Below are 3,984 nucleotides of genomic sequence, written 5' to 3' on the forward strand. Positions count from 1 at the left end.
GCGTTGCAGTCACGGTGCATCGGGACGAGCACCTGGCCGACGAGCTTGCCCCCGTTCGCGAGGGCGTCGTCATGGTCTGCGGTGAAGCTGCGCTTGTGGGTAGGTGGGAGGGTGGTGTCGATCTCCTCGCCGCATCCCCAGCCCGACAGGGAGCCGTACCCGCACGGGAGGTTCTGTGCGTGCGTGCGGCGCTTGAGCGCGGCCTGCTGGCGGCGGTAGGCGCGGTGACCCTTCCCGTCGCGGATGCTGCGGTTGCTCATCTGCGCTCAGGCGGGGATGGGAGCGTCCACGTCGACCACGAACAGCCAGTCGAGGAAGTTCGATCGGATCTGCGCCTCGTTCATCGCGGCCGCCTTCTCGGCGAGCGAGGAGTAATCAATGGACCGCTGCACGCCGATGTCGGGGCGGCGGCCCGCCGGCCACCGCTTCGCGAACCCCTCGGCGTCCGGCTTCCAGTCCTCGTTGCGACCCTGACGCCGGACGGCCCGCTTCTGCGCGGTGAGCACGAACATGAGTGGCTTGGCCATGGTGTCTCCTCGTTAGTCGACGAGCTGAAGGTGAGGGCTGAGCATCAGTCGATCCCGCGCACGATGGTGTCGCCGTCGTCGTCCGGCACCTGTCCAGAAGTGGACACCTCGGGGCGGTCAGGGGTGCTCATCGCCGGCCTCCGCGCTTCGCCTTCCGGCGACGGGCCACTGCCGCGGCGTGCAAGCGGTCGCGGCGTTCCGTGTCCTCACGGAAGATGCGCTGCTCAGCCGCCGCGGTAGCCGCCCACCGCCAGAGTCCCATCGGCATGGAGTCCTCCTCCTGGGCTTTGCCGTGGGCATCCGGGGGTCTCGCCCACACCCGGATGCCCACGCTTCACGATGAGCCCGAGCAGAGGCGCCGACCGCGCTGCGTCGACGTCGGTTCCGCATCAACGCGGACCCCTGCTCGGGAGAACAGCGCCCCGACAGCCCATCACCGCTCCTTGGATTGCACGAATCCGGCGAGGACTGACGGCTTGAACCCCGCTAGCCCATCGACACAGAGGGCATCGTGGCGGGACCGTCAGTCACAGCGCAGGGCGTGGCGAAGGGATGTGAGCGTGTGGTGTCGGGACGAGCCCCTCGGCGAAGAGCACCAACTCCGAGGGAAACCTGCTCAGACATATGACGAAAGCCCCACCGGATATCGGCAGGGCTTCGGTCATAGTTCTTGTGCAAGGCATAGCCTAGCACGACAGGTGGAAACGCTGGAAACGCTTAGTGTCGGCGTGTCCAGCGTTCCGCATGAGTGTCCGCCCGATCCGTTCTCCTCGCCTAACCCCGGGCTGTGCCGAGAATGAGTTCGGCGAGTGCACGTGACCGGTTGATGTCCTGCGTGCTGTTGGTGAGGAGGCGGCCGTCGGGAGAGACGATCGGTTCGGCCTGGTTGCGTTTCACCTGCAGCGTCTCCATCAGCGCCGGGTCGGAGCCGTCCTTGCTATGCAGGAAGTACGCGACGGGCGGGGCCGCTCCCATGCCGTCGCGGCGGAGGCGGCCGATTCCTTGCTCGTGCACCTGGGGGGACCAGTCGAGTTCGCCGAACACGGCGATGTTCGTGGCCTTCTGCAGCCCGTCGACACCGGCCCCGGAGCGGAGGGACATGATGAGGATGCGGGAGTCGCCGTTCACGAACCGGTCGGCGGCGGCATCCTTCTGTTTCGGCGTCTCGGTTCCGGTGTACATGACGGGGTTGTACGCCTTGAGCGCGTCGAGCCACAGGTCGTAGACCGCCCGGTGCCAGCCAAAGAGAACGAGCTTGTCTTCGGCTTCGAGGATGAGGCGGCAGAACTCGGCGACGTAGGGTGCCTTGGCGATGCCAGTCGCTTCGCGGAGTTTCCAGTCGAGCTCACCTGCGGCGCGGAAGCGTTCCTCGCGCGTTGACGAGGTGCTAAGGATGAGGCGCGCCATGGCTGCGGCGTCGCCCTTCACCTTGTCGAGCGCGGTGGCGTCTGCTTCGACTTCGTGGGGGACCTTGATCGTCTGGGGAAGTTCGAGGCCGACCTCGTCACGGGTGCGTCCGAGCATGAGGCCCTGCTCGCGCAGGTAGGAACCGAGCGCGGCGGGGTCACTGACACCGGCGTGTGTGCCATACGACCATCCGCCCCATTCGCGGAGGAACTCGTCACGCGTGCCGAGGGTGGCCGGGGAGATGATGTTGAACAGTTCCCAAACCTCGTCGCCGTAGTTGTAGACGGGCGTCGCGGTGAGACCGAGGGTGTACTCGGCGGCCTCGCTGAGGTGCATCGACGCGCTGCCCTTTTGGGTACTGGCACCGCGGCGGAGTTCCTGCACCTCGTCGAACACGACCGTGCGGGGCCAGCCGACGATGTGGTGCTCCCATCCGGACAGGCGGGAGTACGGGACGATCAGCACGTCCGGGCGTTGGCCGTGCTCGAACGCGGTCGACACCTTCGTCTTCTTCGCCACTTCGAACGTGAGCGTGGGGAACGACTCGTTGAGTTCGGTGACCCACCGTGACGGGAGGTGTGTGGGCGTGACGATGACGGCCGGGAGCGCGTCGACGTGGGTGAGGCCGAGTAGACCGGTGAACGTCTTTCCGAGGCCGAGTTCGTCGGTGAGGAGCAGGCGCTTGGACGTGCGGAGAACGTCGACCGCGGCCAGCTGATACTCGCGTGGGGTGCGCGCGGGTTCGACGGGCAGCGGGAGGCGCGCGTAGTCGCCGCGGGCGATGCTCGCGAGCGTCCGCTCCCGTTCCGTGTGCGCGTCGGCCTGCTCGGCGAGGTGTGCGGAGCTTTCGTAGTCGGCAGGGTCGAGGGGCCATCGTTCCATTAGCCAGGTGAGGTCGCGGGCGACCTCGATCGTGTCGGTGAGCTCGACGACGCCGCGGAGCGCGGACCGGGCGCGGCTGAACACGCGCTTGGCGCGCACGGCCACGGCGGGCTCGAGCGTGAGCTGCCACGTTCCGCGCTTCTCGCCCTTCTGCGGCGGCCGGTACGCGTAGGTGCCGTAGGTGCGTTCGGTCACAGGGATCCTCCGGTGAGCACGACGACGGTGACGGGTTTCCCGTTCAGCGTCGAGGGGACGAGTTGATGGGATGGGCGCGTGGTGACGAGTATGAGGTGGTCGATCTCGTCGCACCGCGCGTAGCGGAGCAGCTGCCTCGTGACGGCTCGCCAGGCGCCGTCGATCTTCACCTCGATGCCGACGCGGGCGAGGAGCAGGTCGATGCGCGAGACACCATCGGACAGGCGCACCTCGCGGTGTGCCATCCAGCCGGCGATGCTGAGAACGTCGGCGAGTTCGCGTTGCAGGTCATCCTCGGTTACGAAAGTCGGATTGCTCGCAGCGATGATTTTCTCGATTTCCATTACTGCTGCCTCCTCCGGCCGCGGCGGGCCCGCATCCGCTTCTCGGTCTCGATCACGTCCTTCTCCTTGAATCGCCCCAGGCGGGGCTGCAGCTCGCCCCACGCGATCCAGTTGCGGATCGTGCGGGTCGTCACCCCGGCGCGCTCTGCGGCCTGCTCCTGCGTCAGCCACATACGCAAGCCCCGTTCACCGCACGTGCCGTGAAGCACTCGGGGCACACCGACGTCGGCAGGTCCACTGGCTCGGGCGGGAGGATCCGCAGCGCCGGACGGGATGCTGTCGCCGCGGCCGGGAGCGGCGGCCGCGCAGGAGGAGACCACAGCGACCACCGCCTCTCAGAAGCCGCGTCAGGCACGAGCTCGACGAACACCTCAGCGTAGAACCCGTCGTCCTCACGATCGTCGGACTCCCACTCACACGTGGTGCACCGATACACGGCCGCGTCACCCACCCGGCGAGGCGGGCGAACACGCACCGTCTTACAGTCGCACTCCGGGCACGGGGACTTCGCCCACCGAGGCTGATCATCGAGCGGCCACTTCCCCAGCGCGTCGACCACCGACCACCACTCCGGCTCCCCCGAGTGACGGTGCAGCACCGCATCCGCGAGAGCCGTGATCTCCGTGCGG

General features: G+C 67.6%; 5 protein-coding genes. All 5 read right to left on the reverse strand.

Features of this window, described 5'->3' with window-relative positions; translation table 11 throughout:
* Positions 1-260 (reverse strand): hypothetical protein (locus LL239_RS17330; protein ID WP_228164576.1); only part of this gene is annotated, 260 nt, incomplete at its 3' end.
* A 6-nt stretch (positions 261-266) separates the two neighbouring features.
* Positions 267-527: a hypothetical protein gene (locus LL239_RS17335; protein WP_228164577.1), complete on the reverse strand. Its 261-nt coding sequence runs from the start codon at positions 525-527 to the stop codon at positions 267-269.
* Between the two features lie 774 nt (positions 528-1,301).
* Complete coding sequence (locus tag LL239_RS17340) at positions 1,302-3,011, reverse strand: SNF2-related protein (protein ID WP_228164578.1); 1,710 nt, start codon at positions 3,009-3,011, stop codon at positions 1,302-1,304.
* Positions 3,008-3,355: a hypothetical protein gene (locus LL239_RS17345; protein WP_228164579.1), complete on the reverse strand. Its 348-nt coding sequence runs from the start codon at positions 3,353-3,355 to the stop codon at positions 3,008-3,010. The genes LL239_RS17340 and LL239_RS17345 overlap by 4 nt, the downstream gene beginning before the upstream one ends.
* Complete coding sequence (locus tag LL239_RS17350; protein ID WP_228164580.1) at positions 3,355-3,528, reverse strand: helix-turn-helix domain-containing protein; 174 nt, start codon at positions 3,526-3,528, stop codon at positions 3,355-3,357. The genes LL239_RS17345 and LL239_RS17350 overlap by 1 nt, the downstream gene beginning before the upstream one ends.
* Positions 3,529-3,984 lie beyond the last annotated feature (456 nt).

Origin of the sequence: Microbacterium testaceum, from assembly GCF_020781835.1 — a bacterium.
GTDB classification, from domain to species: Bacteria; Actinomycetota; Actinomycetes; order Actinomycetales; family Microbacteriaceae; genus Microbacterium; species Microbacterium testaceum_H.

Bases quoted from the DNA above. Each gene is read 5' to 3' on its own strand.
- LL239_RS17350 (WP_228164580.1), bottom strand. From the start codon at position 3,528: ATGTGGCTGACGCAGGAGCAGGCCGCAGAGCGCGCCGGGGTGACGACC.
- LL239_RS17345 (WP_228164579.1), bottom strand. From the start codon at position 3,355: ATGGAAATCGAGAAAATCATCGCTGCGAGCAATCCGACTTTCGTAACC.
- LL239_RS17335 (WP_228164577.1), bottom strand. From the start codon at position 527: ATGGCCAAGCCACTCATGTTCGTGCTCACCGCGCAGAAGCGGGCCGTC.